Raw genomic sequence first — 16,474 nt, forward strand, 5'->3', positions numbered from 1 at the left:
GTTAAACTCCTTCTTCTTCAAAACGGTTCAAATCGCGATTATGTCCGATAACAATCAGCATATCTCCTTGTTCAATTATTTCATGTGCGGTAGGCGAAATAACCATTTCCCCGTCTTTTCGCTGAAAGCCGATAATATTGCAGCCGTACTTGGCACGAATGTTTAAATCAAACAGCGTTTTATTATGAAGTTTCTTAGAGGCGACAATTTCGACAATACTATAATCCTTTGACAGTTCAATGTAATCAATGATTTTTTCTGACACCACGTGATGAGCAATACGCTTAGCGATATCGCGCTCTGGATGAATAACTTTGTCCGCTCCTATTTTTTCGAGCACTTTTTGATGATACATATTCACTGCTTTTACCCATACTTGCTTAACGCCCATATCTTTTAAAAGCATGGTTGCGAGTACGCTTGCTTCGATATCATCTCCAAACGAAATAAGCGCATGATCAACATTGCGGATACCTAGCCCCTTTAAGCTAGCTTCATCAATCGCGTTTGCTTGCACAACATATGTAGCTGAGTTGCTAAATTTATTTACTACCTCTTGATTGCGGTCAATAGCGAGCACATCCACATCCAGATTAGCAAACTCTTCAACCAAACTGCCTCCAAAACGACCTAATCCCAATACAGCAAACTGTTTTTTCATAATGTATTTATTCCTTTCTTCAACTGCTGTGTGTTCTCTTAGCTTATACTTTTTCTAAAAAATTACATCCTTTTCTTAAAAAAAGCGCAAAAAAACACAGGAAGGCTCCTGTGTTTTTCCACACTCTTCCCCCTCAAAACGCTTGCGAAGTTAGCTGTCGGGTTCGGGTTTTAAGAGTAACCCTACCTTTTTAAGGATTCACCCCGGAGCACAATATGTGCGTAAATAATGGGTCCTCCGCTCCGTAATGGATTAAGCGATTTTTATTCAAATGTCTATGATCTATTTTTTAGAATAATCGATTCGATTCATGATGCGTTTCACTTCACGAAAGCTATCTTACTCCTGTGGATTTTGTCTGTCAAGATATTTTTAGGGAAGATCTCACTTGCCCTGCAAGCTGCAAAAATCATATAAATCTAAACTGACAATCATTTTGTGAAATTGATCAAATAAATTAATAACAGCCAAAAGCTCTAACAGCTGCGTATCACTGTAAAATTTCTTTAATTGATTCATATCAGCATCCGTCAACTCCCTTGGACGCACCCGGTATACATCAATAAATCGAAACAGTAATCGATCTTTTTCTTCCAGCTCTTTTTCTCTTAACACTTTTTGATTAAGCGTCTCATCGCCTAAATATGACATGCTCATACACGTCTCACAGCCGTTAACACCTGCTAGATAAAGCCTAATTTTTTCCTTAGTCTCTTTTTCTACTATATCGCTGTTCCAAAGCGTGTCGTAAAGCTCATCATACAATCTTTTTACATGCGGAATTAAATTCAATGCTTTTTCAAAATTTGTTCCCTCTTCGTTTGCTAACAAAACTCTTGCCATTTTTTACTCACTCCTTTTTAATTATTATAGTAAGAAAAATGGAAATTTCAGATTACATATAAAACATCTTATCTACTATTACTAATCAAATGAAACGTTAATGAGAAAGAAGGTTTTCAATTGAAAATTGATGAAATTGATTTATCGATTTTGCAGGCGCTGCAGCAAAACAGCCGCCTTTCCTTACGAGAGCTAGGAAAACAAATTAACCTGTCTCCTCCTTCGGTGGCAGAGCGAGTAAGGCAGCTAGAGAGCTTTGGCGTTATAAAAGGATATACGATCGATATTGATTATGAAAAGCTGCATTTGCCTGTGTCGTGTTTTATTGAAGTAACCATGAAAAACGGAGAGCACGAGCGTTTTAAACGATTTATTTCTCAGTATCCCTACGCTTTATTCTGTGAACGCATCGCCGGGCAAGCCTGCTTTATTACAAAGCTTCAGCTTCCTCACCTGCACGTACTCGAACAATTTATTAACGAAATTACACCTTATGCCAAAACGATTTCACACATCGCCCTTTCTCACGTGGAGATGGCTCCTGCATTATTGAGTCATTTAAAAGATGAAAAGTGATTGAAACCTAACGAAAGCGGTCCAATCTAAAAGCGAACAATGGGATCAATAAGCTCGTATGAATCACTTTTGACACCGCTGTTGATTTCCGTGCCAGGCTTCGCTTTCCGCAGGAGTCTTCGCCTTGCCCTCCAATCAACAGCTAGAACCAAATAAATAGATTAAACATACGTTCACCATACTAACGAAAAAATCCGAACGATTCATCGTTCGGATCTTCTTTCCATTAAACTACTTTTGTCCCAGCCTCTTTTATTCGTCCAACAGCATAAAAAATAACCCTCCAAAGCTGGAGGGTATAAATTTTCCGAATAATGAAAGTTTTACAACTTCATTTTATCAGGTGCCGACATTTCTGTCTACTTAAAAATGTAAAAGAGCTCTCTATTAATAGAAAGCTCTTTTACCTGCTTGTTTTTTGAAAACAATCAATCTATATAAAAGGGAACTACCTAAGGTTGAAAGTCACGTGAAACCTTGGCAGTTGATCCTGGATATACCGGTTGATATGATTCAAAACAAGTTCTTTCATCATTTCTTCTTTGACTTCTGATTCCGTTTTTTTATCTTTTTGTTTTAAAATAAGAATATAATAGACTTTACCCATTTTAATGGGCTCACTACTCTCTCCGATGTGCTGTTTTTTTAAAACATCTATAAAAGAGGGAGATAAACTTGAAAGCTTTAGATTATCAGCATTCTCTATTTTGCTCACTGTCTGGACATCAGCATATTTTTTTTGAACGTCCTGAAGCGATGTTCCCTTTTGCAGTTCAGCCGCAGCGGCAGCGGCATCATGTAAAGTGGAAAAAGCCAGCTGCGTAAAAGATACGCGCGTTAGATCGTTTTCAATACGTTTATAGTAAGCAGTTAGTTCATCAGACGTAATTTGTTTACGAAAATATTCTTCTAATTTAAACTGATTCGTTAGCTGGTTGGTTACATCACTGGAACGAATATTTAACACTTCATAACCTTGTTTTCTTGTATCCTCGTCATATGAGCGTTTAATTTGCTTCCACATATCCTCGACTTGTTTTTGTACTTTATCGCTTGTCTTTAGATGCGAAATTAAGATTTTTTGCATAACAAGCTGCCGCAATAACTCTTTGCGGTAGCTCGTATCATTTAGCGGAGCATCTGGATTTAAGAACCCTTCAACGGCTAAAAAACGGTTGAATTCAGCTCCTGTCACCTTGCCTCCCTCATACGCTGCCAGTTCTTTGGTAGAAGATAGCTGACTAATTTCTACAGAAGGAAACATCGTGTTTGAATGCTTCCCTTCGCAGCCGGTTAAAAATCCGAACGCTGTTAATACTGCTAGCAGCAGCTTTAACGGTGTTGAACTCATCCATTGTTATCCTGCTGCTCTGAAAGCTTCAGAGAAATAGTTTGTTTTTTTCCATTTCGATACACGTCTAATTTTACCGTGTCTCCTACTTTACGTTTTGTGTATAGATATTGACGTAAATCACTGGATGTTTTGACTTCATTTCCATCGATGGCAACAATCACGTCTTTTGATTGTAAACCTGCATCAGAAGCAGAAGAGAATGGTTCAACCGTCGTTACGACAACTCCTTCAGACGTATCGCTGGTTAGGCCTAGCTGGTTTTGTTTTGTTGCAGCTGAAAGCTGACCTACATCTTGAAGACCTACCCCCATATATGGACGCGTTATTTTTCCGTTTTTCATCAGCTGTTCAATCGTCGGCTGCACTTCATCACTTGGAAGAGCAAAGCCGATGCCTTCTACATTGTCTTCTGAAATTTTCATACTGTTGATACCGACTACTTCACCGGAAGAATTGATCAAGGCACCGCCGCTGTTTCCTGGATTAATCGCCGCATCCGTTTGAATTGCATCTACGTTCCAATTTTCTGAAATAGGGACAGAGCGTTTTGCTGCGCTCACGATACCTTGTGTGACCGTACGAGAAAATTGTTCACCAAGAGGATTTCCGATTGCAAGCACCGTTTCACCCGCTACTAAATCCGATGATTTCCCGAACTTCGCCACTTGTTCAACATTTTTGTCAGACATCTCAAGCACCGCTAAATCCGTTAGCGCATCAGCTCCGACAATCTTAGCTTTTTCTTTTTGTCCGTTTGAAAGTGACACTTCTACTTCGCTTGCGCCGTCAATAACGTGGTTATTGGTCACAACGTATGCTTTTCCATTTTCCTTTTTGAAAATAACACCGGAACCCGTTCCTGCTTCTTGCGTTTGGGTATCTCCAGAAAATGGATTTGTTTGCTGTTGAATATTGTTCACGCCTACAACAGCAGCTGATACTTTATTTACAACTGAAACAAGATCTGACTGATTCACGGTTGTGCTTACTGTTCGAGGCGTGGTGCTCGTTGTTGTTGCGGTTTGAGTCTGCGTTGTTTGATTCGCTGTTTGCGTATCAGCTGAATCTATTAACCCCAGCTGCGGAGCACCGTATAGCACAATTCCTCCCCCTAGCACTGCTCCGGCGATAGAAGATGCAATCACTGGAAATAAGCGTCTTCTTGGAGGCTGTGATGATGACGCAGGCTGATACTGATCATAGCGCTGCTGGCGGTTTTCATATTCTTCTTTTCGTTCTTGCTCTCTTTCATAATCACGTGGATCCATGAAAAACACTCCTTTTAACGTAGCAAATTTTATGTTATCTATACTATAAAATAAAAGTTTGGGATAAGTATCAAAACAATGTGTGAAATTGTGAAAAATTTCTTTATAACAGCAAACACGTAGTATAATAGCGGGTACATAGACCTTTAAAGAAACGCGCATATATGGCGTAATATGCTTTATTTACCTTAATTTTCATATATTCAGAGGAAGGTGTCAAATTTGAGCTTTACACTATATTTAGTAGAGGATGAACAAAATTTAAACGAAGTTTTAACCCTTTACCTTCAAAAAGAAGGCTGGGACGTTCGCTCATTTTTTAATGGCACGGACGCCAAAGAAATGATTGCAACTCCTCCGCATCTGTGGATTTTAGATATTATGCTGCCTGACATTGACGGGTATCAGCTCATTCGCGAAATCAAGCAGCAAACGCCACATGTGCCTGTTATTTTCATCTCAGCCCGCGATGCCGATATTGACCGGGTTCTTGGGCTTGAAATGGGCAGCGACGACTATTTATCAAAGCCTTTTTTGCCTCGTGAACTAGTTATTCGAGCAAACAAACTGCTAAACCGCGTATATGGTTCCAATCAAAAGAAAACCGATACCATTACGCTGACTCCTTATGAAATCGATTTACATACCCGTACGGTCAGTGAAAATGGAAAGCCGATTGATTTAACGTCTAAAGAATTTGATTTTCTTGTCACTATCTCAAAAGACCTTGGACAGGCTTTTTCACGGGAGCAGCTGCTGAATCTCATTTGGGGAGAAGATTATTTCGGCACAGACCGAGTGGTGGATGATTTAGTAAGGCGCGTGCGTAAAAAAATGCCGCAAGCACGAATTGAAACGATTTACGGATACGGATACCGGATGATGAAAGCATGAAAAACAAGTCGCTTGCATTTCAAATTTGGCTCGTCATCTCCGGTATTTTACTGCTTATTTCAATTTTGCTCGCTATTTTATTCCCAACGACGCTCAGGCAGTTCTTCACGAATGAAATTTATACCACTATTGAAAATGAACAGCATATTTTAAAAGAATACGGCTTGCCAAGCCGCTCAGGTGAATACTACTTTAGCAATGAAGACAGTGAACCAACACTTGGCAATCGAACCGTGGATCATATTTTATTGCCTGAACATGCGGATATCTCTTATTTTTCATCACGGGTGTTGCCTCAAGACTTTTTGAGAAAAGCACAGGAAGATGCAATCAGTCAGCGGAAAATCGTCGCTCGCTATGAAAAAGATCTCGGCAACCGGACGCTTTTTTATGTAATTCGAAAAGTAAGCGTAAACGGACAGCCTGCTTTTTTGCTTTCATTTTCGTGGGATACGTATCGCAACGCGCTCACTTCTACTCTGTTTAAACAGCTGCTTTTTGTAATTTCAATTGTATTTCTATTCAGCTGGCTTCCATCTATTTGGCTATCAAGATATTTAAGCAAGCCGCTTGTATCGCTTGAAAAAGATGTAAAAAAAATTGCCGAACAAAATTGGCATGAGCCCGTTACAGTCAACCGTTCCGATGAAATTGGCAAGCTAGGCGCCTCGATCGAGCAAATGCGCAAAAGGCTCGTATCTAAAGATGAAGCACAGCAAACGCTGCTTCAAAATATTTCACATGATTTAAAAACACCGGTTATGGTTATTCAAAGCTACGCTCAGTCGATTCAAGACGGCATTTATCCAAAAGGTGATTTATCTCAAACGGTAAAAGTTATTGAAGATGAATCTAAAAATCTTGAGAAAAAAATCCGCGATTTGCTTTACTTAACCAAGCTTGACTATATGTCCACTCATCAGCTTGCACAAGATGACTTTGATTTTACTGCACTTCTTCATGAAGTAGTGGATCGCTTGCGGTGGAGGCGCCCTGAAATACAGTGGGAATTTGACGACGCAAACGCAACAATTAAAGGAGACAAAGAGCTATGGACAAAAGTTCTTGAAAATGTACTCGACAATCAGCTGCGCTATGCCGAGACGAAGGTTTCACTTTCACTTGCTAAACACCAAACGAACGTTCAATGTACAATCAGCAACGATGGTCCGCCGATTGATCAAAGCGTGCTTCAACACTTGTTTGAACCGTTTAAAAAAGGAGCAAACGGTGAATTCGGTATTGGCTTAAGCATTGTAAAGCGTATTGTTACGATGCACGATGGAGCAATTACGGCTGAAAATACAGACACCGGAGTAACGTTTTCACTTACTATTCCTATATAAACTAAAAAAGCAAGGGAGTCGAATCCCTTGCTTTTTTATGAAAAAAATGATGTATAGGCATAAAGAGCCGGTGAACCGCCTGAGTGGACGAACACCACATTTTCATCCTTATTAAAATAACCTTTTCGAATTAAATCAATTAGACCAGCCATCGCTTTTCCTGTATACACAGGATCCAATAAAATCCCTTCCGTACTGGCCACAAGTTTGACTGCTTCCACCATCTCTTCTGTCGGAACAGCATATCCTGGACCTACGTATTCATCCATACACACAATCTCTTCTTTTTTAAAAGGCGTTTTACTATGTAAATGATCATAAAGTTCACTCGTCAGCTTAGCAACTTTTACTTCTTGCTCTTCTTTAGCACGACTGACATTCATTCCAATAACAGATACGTCACTTTGAAGACCTTGAAAGCCTGCCACTAATCCTGCGTGCATGCCTCCGCTGCCGCTTGTGCAAACAACGTGGCTAAGTTTTATTTGCTGCTCATAGCTTTGCATAAGCAGCTCTTGTGCACAGGCAGCGTATCCGGTTGCACCGATAACATTCGAACCTCCTACTGGAATTAAATAAGGCTTATGACCTTTTTCAATTAGCTCTCGCTCTACTTTTTTCATTTCCGCTGTCAAATCAGAACCTTCAGCGACAAACCGCATGTCATGAGCGCCTAATAAATGATAAAGAAAATAGTTTCCTGTCGGCTGATCGCTTGCTTTATTTTCCCCTTCTTCCAGTACGAGCACGCATTTCATTTGCTCTTTTACAGCCGCAGCGAGCGTCAAACGACAGTGATTGGATTGTATCGCACCGCACGTTACAAGCACGTCTGCTCCTTGCGCCTTTGCATCAGCTACTAAATATTCAAGCTTGCGCGTCTTATTCCCGCCCCCTGTCAGTCCAAGCATATCATCGCGCTTCATATAAATTGAAGGTCCATTTAACTGCTGAGATAAAACCGATAGCTTTTCTAAAGGTGTAGGGGAATCCGTATATTTTCTTCTAGAAAATTGAGTTAAGTTCATGCTCTCATCCTCTCTTTCATATTTGTTCTATTTTACCATATAGAAGCTTTTGAAGAGCTTTTTACGAAAAGGCTTTCTATAACTTGTATACATAAGAACAAGTAGTCAACATACATTAAACCATATAAACAGTTTGAAGGAGTGTTTTCAATGAGTGAAAAAGCAGTACTTTGCAGCGTCTCACGAGTAGTCAAATCACAGCACATTTTTCCAAATGACCTAAACAATCACCACACCCTTTTTGGGGGGAAAATTGTCGCTGACATGGACATGACAGCTTCTCTTTCAGCAGCTAAACATTCCCGAAAGTCGTGTGTTACGGCTTCCATTGATCACGTTGACTTTATCGAACCCGTCACCGAAGAAGATTTTATTTCATATGAAGCATTCGTTGTTGTTACAGGAAAAAGCTCTATGATTATTTTTGTTAAAGTGATTGCCGAAAATTTGTTAACGGGCATTAAGCGTATTGCAGCTACTTCTTTTCTTACCTTTGTTGCATTAGAAAACGGGAAACCTGCCCCCGTTCCTCAAGTTATTGCTCAAACTGAAGAAGAAAAAAGTCTTCAAAAAGTAGCTCTTGAACGAAAAGAGTCCAAAAAAACGCAGGTTGAGCACAGCAAAGCGATTGCGAGCATTTTATCTAAATCTTTGCGCAGCAGTAATTAAGCTCTTCATCTAAAAAGCAGCTGTCTGCTTTTTAGACGAAGTTTTTTTAGTTTTCACATTGTTATTTAATGTAATATGCGATATATTGGTTTTATGAAAAATAACATTCAACCTCTCAAACGACTTTCTTTAAGAGAAGAAGTCTATCAAACACTTAAACATAATATTGTCATGCTTGAATTTCAGCCGGAACAAAAGCTTCAGGATAAAGAACTGGCTGAGCAATTTGGAGTTAGCCGCACTCCTGTTCGAGAAGCATTAAAAAGACTTGAAGATGAAGGCCTTGTCCAAACGACACCTGGCTCTTCTACAAAAGTGGCTCCATTAAACCTTGAGGAGGCAAAACAATCTTTTATTGTCGTCGCAGCTCTTCATGCACTTGCTGCTAAGCTGGCTTGTACTTCGTTACAAGAAGAAGATATGGGCGAACTAATCAAACACAATCAATCTCTAGAACATGCAATCAAAACAAGAAATGTCCTTAAAGCGATTGAAGCGGATGAAGCATTTCATTCCGTCTTTTTAAAACGGGCGAACAATATAGAGCTAGAGCGTGTTGTAAAACAAACAAGCGCCAAAATTCAGCGTTTAGAAATAGCTCGCTTTTCTTCTCTTTCTAGTCTTGCTTCCGTTGATCAGCACAAAGAAATCATAAACGCTTGTCGTCAAAAAGATGCCGCACTGACAACGCAGCTTGTCGAAACGAACTGGCTGACGCTAGGTGAAGCGCTGACAAGTGAGGAGGAATCCAAGTGAAGCCTCTTTTATTAGGCATTGCTGCATCATTCTTTTTTGCTTTTACATTCGTTTTAAATCGAGCGATGGATTTATCCGGAGGCAGCTGGGCGTGGAGCGCGTCGCTGCGCTATTTTTTTATGGTACCTCTTTTGCTTGTGCTCGTTTATTTTTGGGGTGGTATTAAACCTGTGGTGGCAGAAATAAAAGCCCAGCCGCAAAAATGGCTGCTTTGGAGCACGGTTGGATTTGGCTTATTTTACGCTCCTCTTTGTTTTGCTTCAGCCTACGGTCCCGGCTGGCTTATTGCAGGAACTTGGCAAATCACAATTTTATCGGGGTCTCTCCTAGCTCCTTTGTTTTACAAAGAAGGAAAGAAGCGAGGAGGCATTCCTTTCAAGCAGCTAGGTTTTTCGTTTATTATTTTAATAGGAGTTGTGCTCATGCAGCTTGAGCATGCGACTGAACTGTCGGCCGCTACTGCCTTGCTTTGTACCATTCCCATTTTGATTGCCTCTTTTGCGTACCCGCTTGGCAACCGTAAAATGATGGAGGTGTCGTCACTTAATACGTTTCAGCGCGTGCTTGGAATGACGCTTTCAAGCCTGCCGTTTTGGATTATTCTTTCTGTCTATGCCTACGTGACCGATGGACTACCAAAAACAACTCAGATTTATCAAAGCAGTTTAGTTGCTTTACTTTCAGGAGTATGTGCAACAGTTTTATTTTTTGCAGCAACCGACCTTGTTAAAAAAGACTCTCAAAAGTTAGGTGCAGTTGAAGCTACACAATCGATGGAAGTTTTATTTGCACTGCTAGGAGAGGTCTTCCTTCTATCAAGTCCTTTGCCATCGATTCTTTCTTGGGTTGGAATGGGAGTTATCATAGCAGGCATGGTGCTTCACAGCTACCAAACGAGTCATAAAAAAGCTATACCGCAAAAAGAATTGACCTACTAATCAATAAGAAAAAAGAGCGTCTCAGTCGGCGCTCTTTTTGTTTATACAACAGATCTTCTTTCTAAATTGAAGACATTCACCTGCTCAGCATCAAAGCGGCTTAGCAACGAATCTACCCCGTACTCAAGTGCAAAAGCACGTTCATTTTCTGAAATCGGAACGGCCTGCAGGAACGTTACTTTTTTATCAGATAGTTCAATCGTTGAAAAATTATCCCATAAAAACGGCGGAATCAGCAAAATGTGCTGCATATGAAAGCTGTCATCAAGGACTGCAATAACGTCTTTATAAATAGCTCCTGGGAAGATGGACACATGAGATTTCATCATATGGAAAATACAGTTTGCTAAAATAGCAGAATAAATACCGAATTCCTCATGACAAGCCCCAACGATTTCAATTCGAAGCGGGATCCCTCCAACTGTATAGCCTGTCGGACATTGATGTCCACCGAGCGTTGCATACGCGGTTACGTCTTGACGCGGATGGTTTTCACACGCCACAACGTGAATACCATGCTTTTTTCTTTCATCTGAATAATCTTCAATTCGATCCTTTTGACCAAATACATCTATTGCTTTATGTATAATTAATTCTTCATCTTTTGTAAAATTACTCATAAAAAACCTCCTTGCTTGCGACCTTAAAAAGCTCCCTACTGTACAGCATATACTACTGCACTCGCTTACGATATAGTTTTTAGAAAATGTGATAGAAATGTTATCGTTTCGTAACATACTATGAAATTGTACCAAGAAGCAAACAAGAAACCTTAACCAATTTTTTCTTTTCCCATAAAAAATAGAGCCTGCACCATGGCAGCCTCTATTTTTTATGACATTATTATGAAATAATTTGTAATTCTTTTGGGTACTTCGTTAACGTTTCGTATCCATCTTTTGTAATGATTACATCATCTTCGATACGCACGCCTCCGAGTCCTGGAATATAGATACCCGGTTCAATTGTATATACCATGCCTTCTTGAAGCACATCATCATTGTTGCGGCTCATTGAAGGAAACTCATGCACGCTGATGCCAAGACCATGACCAAGACGATGCAAGAAATACTCTCCATACCCTGCTTCTGTAATAATATTGCGTGCTACCATGTCCAAGTCGCCAATGCGAGTGCCGGGCTTGGAAGCTTCAAGAGCTGCCTGCTCGGCGCGCTGTACCGTTTCATAGATTTCTTTTTGCTTATCATTAATGGACTTGTAAGCGACTGTACGCGTAATATCTGAACAGTATCCGTCTAGCACTACACCTAAATCGAACAGAACCATATCTCCTGGCTTTAACGTGCGAAGACCTGGGTTCCCGTGCGCTTCTCCCGTTTTTTCACCAAATAAAACCATCGTTGAAAACGACATCTCACGAATTCCTTTTCGCTTTAGCTCGTATTCAATTTTAGCCAGAACATCCATTTCCGTAACGCCTTCTTTTAAAGCAGCTACGCCTACTTCTACACCAAAATCAGCTAAGGCAGCTGCCTTTTGCAGAATCTCAACTTCACGCTCATCTTTAATTAAACGCAGCTGATTTAACTTCTCTTCTGCTCCGACTAGCTCAGCGTTTGGATATAGGCTAAGCAGTTCTTCGGCTCTCGCATACAGCAGCTGCTCTTTCTCTACAGCAACCTTTTTCACATCTATTACGTTTCGTTTATGTAAAGCTTCTTTAATAAGTTCCCAAGGATTTTGATGATCTTCATATCCAATCACATCAAATTTCCAGCCGGCTTCTTTTGCTTGTCCCACTTCCATTGATGGACAAACAAGCATCGGCTCCGCTTCGTTAAACACAAATAAGCCAAGTAAACGCTCATGCGGATCCGTATGAAATCCAGTTAAATAAAATACGTTTTCGGTTGACGAAATAAAGGCCGTTTCTACATTCTTTTCTTTTAGCCACGATACGACTTTTTGTAAACGTGCTTCCATTAAAAAAACCCCTTTCATTGTGCAATATTACTATTATAACATAGTTATTTAGCAATATTGTACAATGAATAGAGGTTAAGACAAAGCCGCGTGAAGAGTAGTAAGCTGCTCTTTAATCGCTTTTCGCTGAATACTTACTTTCATCAGCCAGCCATTTTCTCCGTATCTATAAATAAATTCGTACGTACCTTTAGGAAAATATTCTTTTACCAGCATGTCCCGGTTTTCAACAAATCCCGGATCGCCAATAAAATAGGTACCTTCTTCAAGCGGAAGCTCATGAACTTTTTTTTCTAGCTGCTTCTCTTCGTCTTCGTCATCATCTATCACAATGTGCAGACCGCCTTCATCACGCACAACATCAAATTCACCGTTTTGTTCAAGCTCAAGCACCGGCACCACTTGTCCATTTACCGTTAACAGCTGCTTCGTTCCTTCAAGGACCTGGGACCAATGATCATCGTATAAAGTAGAAGAATAAAAAATATAGCCCTGAGATTTATATAATAAAAGCAGCTGTTCAAAATGATTTTTCACTTGTTCTTTATCAAACAGAATAACAAAATGCTTTCGATAGAAAAAACTTGTAAAAGGCAGAATAGACGATTGATTAAGCTCTTTAATTATTTCAGCACTATCTTTACCTGAAATAATAGCTCCGGTCAATTCCCCCGCGCCATAAGGTTTCCAATGACTTAACGCCGCTTCTGGAATCAGCACAAGGTTCGAAGATGACACATATATACTCATTCGCTTCACTCCTTTTTTCTACATTTAGACCTATATTTGATTCTCCACAAACAGAGACTTTCCTCTTATTCCATTCTTAAAAGACAGAACTTTTTCCCTAACTATGATAAATTATAACAAATATCCTCGAGAAAAATAACCTTTATTTCCTCTTTCTTCTATTTGTACACTTCTCTTATTTTAGCCGCCTTCGCAGATTTACTAGTGAACGTACTTGCTAATCTAATTCCTTAGTGTTAATTTTATTATGTCGTTTTATAATTTTTTGCATAATTGGTTTCAAACAAAAAAGTATTAATATTTTTGAATGCGATGGTGAGACATTTGGAAGAACGTACAGAACGTAAACAACATAAAAGAAAAAAGCAAAGAAAAAAGAAACGCTTTAGAAAGCTACTTCTTTTCTTTCTCATTCTTGTAATCGCCGCTGGTGCGTATGTGTATTATCAATACCAACAAGGGTTAGCAGAAGCAGACGGAGCTTTTGGGAAAGATGGACAATTTGATTTTAATGGTGCAAGTGCCAATTTAGATAGCATGAATGTGCTGCTTCTTGGAATTGACTCTCGAGGTGAAGAACATTCGCGTGCCGATACAATCATGATTGCTCATTATGACAAAGACAGCAATCAGCCTAAAATTGTTTCTTTGATGCGTGATTCATATGTGGATATTCCTGGACATGGCAAAAACAAATTAAATTCAGCCTATGCATTTGGCGGGCCCGAATTAATGCGTAAGACAATTAAAGAAAATTTCGGCTTAGATGTAAACTATTATGCCGTTGTTGATTTTAAAGGTTTTTCTAAAGTTGCCGATACGATTGCCCCTGAGGGAATTACGGTTACCGTGCCGCACGAAATGTCATCAGGAATTGGCATGACGCTAAAACCTGGAAAACAAACTCTTCACGGAGATAAATTACTAGGATACGTGCGATTCCGACATGATAGCCAAAGTGATTTCGGGCGCGTGAAGCGTCAACAAGAAGTGATCGGTAAATTAATGGATGAAGCTCTTCAAGTAAAGACGCTGGCGAAAGCTCCTAAGCTATGGGGAGTCATTGATCCATATGTGGATACAAATATTCCGCCAAAAACATTTATTGTGATAGGAAAAGATTTTTTAGTTGGAAATCAGCCAGATTTAAAATCTCTTCGTTTACCGGTTGAAGGTTCCTATTCAAATGAACGAATATCCGGTATTGGTGCTGTTTTAAGCATCGACCTTGAAGAAAACAAACAAGCGTTACAATCATTTTTAAATTAGGAAAAGGTGTCCATTAGCGGACACCTTTTTTATACTATTCAAAAAAACTTCTGTTTTTCCTCCCTATCCTTCAAAAAATTTTCAGCTTCGACAAAAAATGAAGCCATTTTCCTAGAAACAACCGTTTCTTTGGAGTTCTATTTTTGCTGTTACATGCGTATATGAAAGGAGAAGGACTTCTTTTTATATTTTTTAGCCAAGGAGATGAAATGATGAAATTATATGGTTTTCAAGCTGAAGAAGAGCGTTCCTTTCTTCATTCTACCTATAAAGTAAACCCATTACTTTCTCATACTGGAGATGTCAAAATCAGCTTTTTATCTTTTCAAGAAAATGATTATACCCCTCGTCAAGAAGCTACGATTCCACAGCTTCTTTTAGTCGTTCACGGGGAAGGCTGGGTAGCTGGCGATAACGGACTGAAAATTTATATCAAACAAGGTGAATCAGCATTTTGGAGAGCCGGGGAATCTTTTGAAGTCGGGAGTCTAACGGCTATGACAGGACTACTAATTGAAGGATTAGATATCGCTCCTCAAAAGCTGCTTACTTCTTTCTCACGAACAAACGCAAATTAAAAAGCCGCTGTGACGCGGCTTTTTTTATTATCTTAGTAATCGAGCGTAGCTTTCTGCACTATCTTGAATAACTTTGTCACTCAGATCACCGCCTGCTCCTTGAAATAAAAATGGAGTTTGAAACTTCATACCTGTTAAATTTGCCATAGCTTGAAAAGGAAGAAGCAGATGATTCATTGGGTAACGGTTGTATCCCCCTTCTTGATAAGCTTCTGCAGGGCCCCCTGTCGAAGTAGCTACGACAAACTCTTTTCCGTGAAGTTTAGTACCTTTGCTTCCATAAGCCCAGCCGTATGTTAAGACAACATCTTGCCACTCTTTTAAGAGTGCTGGTGAGCTGTACCAGTAAAATGGAAATTGAAAAACAATACGATCGAATTGAACAGCTAACTCCTGCTCTTTTTCTACATCAATTTTGAAATCGGGATAGTTTGCGTATAAATCATGAACGTACACATTCTCTTCTTTTTTTACTCGCTCTGCCCACGCTTTATTAATACGAGAAGATGCTAAGTTTGGATGCGCTAAAATAACCAGTGTTTTCATTTTGATACTCTCCTTCTGATATTTGTGCCTGCTTTATTCTTTTCTATTTTTATGCTTGCCTCTAACGGCTTGTTTACTCGTTCTTTGCTTTTCAGTCAGGAAATTCGTTTACATTTATAAACTACCAGTATTATCATTTTGCTTCAATAAAATTGCCTTTGTTTTTATCACCTTTAATTTTTTTATGTACCCAAAACGGCAGATAAAGGACAAGAAAGCTAAGAATCATGATTCCTTCAATCCATACTAAATACCAAGGATGAGGTCCAAGAACATCCAGCAAGGAAGCGTGCTCTGGCTTTTTCATCATGTATAAATAATTCGCCCCGAGTAAACGATTCATAGCATAGATAAAACCTCCGTACAGATTAACAGATACTACGCTTACCCATAAAGAACGAAACGTCGGCTTATATCTGCAGACAGCAATTAGCAGACAGCAAGCAAGTACCACACCGCCATGCGATACATAAAACTGCACATAGCGAAACTGGGCATACGCATAGCCGCCAAGGTCCGGGGTAATCATCGCTTGAACAGAGCTGCTGATTCCTGCGAAGTACACAAAATAAAAAAGAAGCCTGCTTTTGGTTATCAGCATAACAGCAGCCAGCAGCACGACTATATCGCTGAGCTGAAGAGGCAAGGAAGTTTCAGCGGACCACTGATGGCAGCTGATTTCCCAAGCCTGGTAGGCTGTTTCTGAAGCAATTAGAATGAGTGAAAGCAAAATGAACACAAACATCTTTTTTCGCAGCTGCTTTCGACACAAAAAAATAAATGCTCCTATGATCACGATAATAGCTAAAGTTACAAGATGTTCAACTGAAAAAAGCTGAAAGGAATGTTGTACAGGATGACACGTAAAAAATGAATTCATAAAAGCGCCTCCCTTCCATCAGAAAACAAATTCGGTACCTTTAGCTTGTTCATAAGGCCTCATTTTCATTAATGCTTCTCCCGCATTAAAAAGAGATTGAGACATAACGAAATCACGCCAATCTAAAGACGGACGAATGGAGTAAATAATCGAGTATGGATCACTTCTTGCACC

At 39.7% G+C, this 16,474-nt stretch carries 19 protein-coding genes and 1 riboswitch; of the genes, 8 read left to right on the top strand and 11 right to left on the bottom strand.

The genetic code is table 11. The features are described 5' to 3' along the window. Nucleotide 1: 1 nt before the first annotated feature. Nucleotides 2-661 (bottom strand): potassium channel family protein, encoded by a 660-nt coding sequence (locus ACFX4N_RS14105; RefSeq protein WP_013058591.1) that lies wholly within the window; start codon nucleotides 659-661, stop codon nucleotides 2-4. A 124-nt stretch (nucleotides 662-785) separates the two neighbouring features. Continuing rightward, a riboswitch (cyclic di-AMP (ydaO/yuaA leader) is annotated at nucleotides 786-930 on the bottom strand. Nucleotides 931-1,045: 115 nt separating this feature from the next. Further along, complete coding sequence (locus ACFX4N_RS14110; protein ID WP_057273858.1) at nucleotides 1,046-1,504, bottom strand: carboxymuconolactone decarboxylase family protein; 459 nt, start codon at nucleotides 1,502-1,504, stop codon at nucleotides 1,046-1,048. A gap of 120 nt (nucleotides 1,505-1,624) precedes the next feature. On the opposite strand from ACFX4N_RS14110, the gene ACFX4N_RS14115 reads away from it, so the two are divergent. Beyond that, nucleotides 1,625-2,080, top strand: coding sequence for an Lrp/AsnC family transcriptional regulator (locus tag ACFX4N_RS14115; protein ID WP_013058593.1), 456 nt, complete (start codon nucleotides 1,625-1,627; stop codon nucleotides 2,078-2,080). Nucleotides 2,081-2,087: 7 nt separating this feature from the next. Here the strand turns inward: ACFX4N_RS14115 and ACFX4N_RS14120 are convergent, their stop codons facing one another. The 3 genes from ACFX4N_RS14120 to ACFX4N_RS14130 all read right to left on the bottom strand — a co-directional run bounded on the left by ACFX4N_RS14120 (nucleotide 2,088) and on the right by ACFX4N_RS14130 (nucleotide 4,702). After that, on the bottom strand, nucleotides 2,088-2,219 hold the full coding sequence (locus ACFX4N_RS14120; RefSeq protein WP_255255980.1) for a hypothetical protein: 132 nt from the start codon (nucleotides 2,217-2,219) through the stop codon (nucleotides 2,088-2,090). Between the two features lie 309 nt (nucleotides 2,220-2,528). Further along, complete coding sequence (locus tag ACFX4N_RS14125) at nucleotides 2,529-3,431, bottom strand: peptidyl-prolyl cis-trans isomerase (protein WP_098449428.1); 903 nt, start codon at nucleotides 3,429-3,431, stop codon at nucleotides 2,529-2,531. Beyond that, nucleotides 3,428-4,702 carry a S1C family serine protease gene (locus ACFX4N_RS14130; RefSeq protein ID WP_013058596.1) on the bottom strand — a complete coding sequence of 425 codons (1,275 nt, stop codon included), beginning with the start codon at nucleotides 4,700-4,702 and terminating at the stop codon, nucleotides 3,428-3,430. The genes ACFX4N_RS14125 and ACFX4N_RS14130 overlap by 4 nt, the downstream gene beginning before the upstream one ends. Before the next feature lie 222 nt (nucleotides 4,703-4,924). Here ACFX4N_RS14130 and ACFX4N_RS14135 point away from each other — a divergent pair, with 222 nt between their 5' ends. Together ACFX4N_RS14135 and ACFX4N_RS14140 are read left to right on the top strand one after the other, a co-directional pair. Further along, nucleotides 4,925-5,596 (top strand): response regulator transcription factor, encoded by a 672-nt coding sequence (locus tag ACFX4N_RS14135; protein WP_053487660.1) that lies wholly within the window; start codon nucleotides 4,925-4,927, stop codon nucleotides 5,594-5,596. Then, nucleotides 5,593-6,942, top strand: a complete 1,350-nt coding sequence (locus tag ACFX4N_RS14140) for a sensor histidine kinase (RefSeq protein WP_013058598.1) — start codon at nucleotides 5,593-5,595, stop codon at nucleotides 6,940-6,942. Before ACFX4N_RS14135 ends, ACFX4N_RS14140 begins: the two co-directional genes overlap by 4 nt. A gap of 35 nt (nucleotides 6,943-6,977) precedes the next feature. Here the strand turns inward: ACFX4N_RS14140 and cuyA are convergent, their stop codons facing one another. Next, nucleotides 6,978-7,970 carry a D-cysteate sulfo-lyase gene (gene cuyA, locus ACFX4N_RS14145; RefSeq protein ID WP_057273860.1) on the bottom strand — a complete coding sequence of 331 codons (993 nt, stop codon included), beginning with the start codon at nucleotides 7,968-7,970 and terminating at the stop codon, nucleotides 6,978-6,980. A gap of 150 nt (nucleotides 7,971-8,120) precedes the next feature. On the opposite strand from cuyA, the gene ACFX4N_RS14150 reads away from it, so the two are divergent. The 3 genes from ACFX4N_RS14150 (at nucleotide 8,121) to ACFX4N_RS14160 (ending at nucleotide 10,333) form a co-directional block, all read left to right on the top strand. Next, the gene (locus tag ACFX4N_RS14150) at nucleotides 8,121-8,639 is read left to right on the top strand and encodes an acyl-CoA thioesterase (RefSeq protein WP_013058600.1); all 519 of its coding nucleotides are present in this window, start codon (nucleotides 8,121-8,123) and stop codon (nucleotides 8,637-8,639) included. 75 nt (nucleotides 8,640-8,714) lie between these two features. After that, nucleotides 8,715-9,395, top strand: a complete 681-nt coding sequence (locus ACFX4N_RS14155; RefSeq protein ID WP_013058601.1) for a GntR family transcriptional regulator — start codon at nucleotides 8,715-8,717, stop codon at nucleotides 9,393-9,395. Beyond that, nucleotides 9,392-10,333: a DMT family transporter gene (locus ACFX4N_RS14160; RefSeq protein ID WP_029323811.1), complete on the top strand. Its 942-nt coding sequence runs from the start codon at nucleotides 9,392-9,394 to the stop codon at nucleotides 10,331-10,333. The genes ACFX4N_RS14155 and ACFX4N_RS14160 overlap by 4 nt, the downstream gene beginning before the upstream one ends. Nucleotides 10,334-10,374: 41 nt before the next feature. On the opposite strand, the gene ACFX4N_RS14165 is transcribed toward ACFX4N_RS14160, so the two are convergent. The 3 genes from ACFX4N_RS14165 to ACFX4N_RS14175 form a co-directional block, all read right to left on the bottom strand. Beyond that, nucleotides 10,375-10,953, bottom strand: coding sequence for a suppressor of fused domain protein (locus ACFX4N_RS14165; protein WP_013084584.1), 579 nt, complete (start codon nucleotides 10,951-10,953; stop codon nucleotides 10,375-10,377). A 223-nt stretch (nucleotides 10,954-11,176) separates the two neighbouring features. Further along, the gene (locus tag ACFX4N_RS14170) at nucleotides 11,177-12,277 is read right to left on the bottom strand and encodes a M24 family metallopeptidase (RefSeq protein WP_057273862.1); all 1,101 of its coding nucleotides are present in this window, start codon (nucleotides 12,275-12,277) and stop codon (nucleotides 11,177-11,179) included. Nucleotides 12,278-12,352: 75 nt separating this feature from the next. Next, the gene (locus ACFX4N_RS14175) at nucleotides 12,353-13,027 is read right to left on the bottom strand and encodes a hypothetical protein (protein ID WP_053487663.1); all 675 of its coding nucleotides are present in this window, start codon (nucleotides 13,025-13,027) and stop codon (nucleotides 12,353-12,355) included. Between the two features lie 537 nt (nucleotides 13,028-13,564). On the opposite strand from ACFX4N_RS14175, the gene ACFX4N_RS14180 reads away from it, so the two are divergent. Together ACFX4N_RS14180 and ACFX4N_RS14185 are read left to right on the top strand one after the other, a co-directional pair. Continuing rightward, a complete protein-coding gene (locus ACFX4N_RS14180) occupies nucleotides 13,565-14,296 on the top strand; it encodes an LCP family protein (protein ID WP_371410214.1) in 732 nt (243 codons plus the stop codon). Between the two features lie 212 nt (nucleotides 14,297-14,508). Further along, the gene (locus ACFX4N_RS14185; RefSeq protein ID WP_029323815.1) at nucleotides 14,509-14,874 is read left to right on the top strand and encodes a hypothetical protein; all 366 of its coding nucleotides are present in this window, start codon (nucleotides 14,509-14,511) and stop codon (nucleotides 14,872-14,874) included. Between the two features lie 27 nt (nucleotides 14,875-14,901). On the opposite strand, the gene ACFX4N_RS14190 is transcribed toward ACFX4N_RS14185, so the two are convergent. After that, nucleotides 14,902-15,420, bottom strand: coding sequence for an NAD(P)H-dependent oxidoreductase (locus ACFX4N_RS14190; RefSeq protein WP_057273864.1), 519 nt, complete (start codon nucleotides 15,418-15,420; stop codon nucleotides 14,902-14,904). 133 nt (nucleotides 15,421-15,553) lie between these two features. Then, nucleotides 15,554-16,300, bottom strand: a complete 747-nt coding sequence (locus ACFX4N_RS14195; protein ID WP_192100076.1) for a YwaF family protein — start codon at nucleotides 16,298-16,300, stop codon at nucleotides 15,554-15,556. Nucleotides 16,301-16,474: the final 174 nt, after the last annotated feature.

The sequence above is a fragment of the Priestia sp. YIM B13551 genome, from assembly GCF_042787905.1.
Taxonomy (GTDB): Bacteria; Bacillota; Bacilli; order Bacillales; family Bacillaceae_H; genus Priestia.

Bases quoted from the DNA above. Each gene is read 5' to 3' on its own strand.
- ACFX4N_RS14105 (WP_013058591.1), bottom strand. From the start codon at position 661: ATGAAAAAACAGTTTGCTGTATTGGGATTAGGTCGTTTTGGAGGCAGT.
- ACFX4N_RS14110 (WP_057273858.1), bottom strand. From the start codon at position 1,504: ATGGCAAGAGTTTTGTTAGCAAACGAAGAGGGAACAAATTTTGAAAAA.
- ACFX4N_RS14125 (WP_098449428.1), bottom strand. From the start codon at position 3,431: ATGAGTTCAACACCGTTAAAGCTGCTGCTAGCAGTATTAACAGCGTTC.
- ACFX4N_RS14130 (WP_013058596.1), bottom strand. From the start codon at position 4,702: ATGGATCCACGTGATTATGAAAGAGAGCAAGAACGAAAAGAAGAATAT.
- ACFX4N_RS14140 (WP_013058598.1), top strand. From the start codon at position 5,593: ATGAAAAACAAGTCGCTTGCATTTCAAATTTGGCTCGTCATCTCCGGT.
- cuyA (WP_057273860.1), bottom strand. From the start codon at position 7,970: ATGAACTTAACTCAATTTTCTAGAAGAAAATATACGGATTCCCCTACA.
- ACFX4N_RS14150 (WP_013058600.1), top strand. From the start codon at position 8,121: ATGAGTGAAAAAGCAGTACTTTGCAGCGTCTCACGAGTAGTCAAATCA.
- ACFX4N_RS14155 (WP_013058601.1), top strand. From the start codon at position 8,715: ATGCGATATATTGGTTTTATGAAAAATAACATTCAACCTCTCAAACGA.
- ACFX4N_RS14165 (WP_013084584.1), bottom strand. From the start codon at position 10,953: ATGAGTAATTTTACAAAAGATGAAGAATTAATTATACATAAAGCAATA.
- ACFX4N_RS14170 (WP_057273862.1), bottom strand. From the start codon at position 12,277: ATGGAAGCACGTTTACAAAAAGTCGTATCGTGGCTAAAAGAAAAGAAT.
- ACFX4N_RS14175 (WP_053487663.1), bottom strand. From the start codon at position 13,027: ATGAGTATATATGTGTCATCTTCGAACCTTGTGCTGATTCCAGAAGCG.
- ACFX4N_RS14180 (WP_371410214.1), top strand. From the start codon at position 13,565: ATGAATGTGCTGCTTCTTGGAATTGACTCTCGAGGTGAAGAACATTCG.
- ACFX4N_RS14185 (WP_029323815.1), top strand. From the start codon at position 14,509: ATGAAATTATATGGTTTTCAAGCTGAAGAAGAGCGTTCCTTTCTTCAT.
- ACFX4N_RS14190 (WP_057273864.1), bottom strand. From the start codon at position 15,420: ATGAAAACACTGGTTATTTTAGCGCATCCAAACTTAGCATCTTCTCGT.
- ACFX4N_RS14195 (WP_192100076.1), bottom strand. From the start codon at position 16,300: ATGAATTCATTTTTTACGTGTCATCCTGTACAACATTCCTTTCAGCTT.